Here is a 374-nt window from a genome sequence, read left to right on the forward strand (position 1 = left end):
GGGGTCACGCCGACCTCGGTGGTCTGGCCCTGGGCATTGCGCACGTAGTCCACCACCGCCCCATCCGGGTAGGTCAGACGGCTCAACTGCCCGGCCTTGGTGTACGCGTAGCGGACCACGAACACCTTCCCGTTGGTGGTCTGCACCTTGCGCACCAGATCGCCGAAGCGGTCGTAGCAGTAGTCGGTGCTGCCGCTGCCGTCCTGCATCCGGGTCAGGCGGCCCACGGCGTAGGTCTCGCCGCTGGCGCAGGTCGTCTGACTGACGTCGTAGGTATAGCTGACGTTGAGGCTGGTGGTCGGATAGGTGACCTGGGTCAGCCGGTTCAGCGCGTCATAGCCGTAGCTGGTCTTGATGTTGCGCGCATCGGTCTG

General features: G+C 65.5%; 1 pseudogene. It reads right to left on the reverse strand.

Going from position 1 to position 374, the window contains the following annotated elements:
• Nucleotides 1-374, reverse strand: a pseudogene (locus D180_RS08905) (RHS repeat protein); the annotation flags it as partial.

The sequence above is a fragment of the Xanthomonas sp. SHU 166 genome (assembly GCF_000364685.1).
In the GTDB taxonomy this organism is placed as follows: domain Bacteria; phylum Pseudomonadota; class Gammaproteobacteria; order Xanthomonadales; family Xanthomonadaceae; genus Xanthomonas_A; species Xanthomonas_A sontii.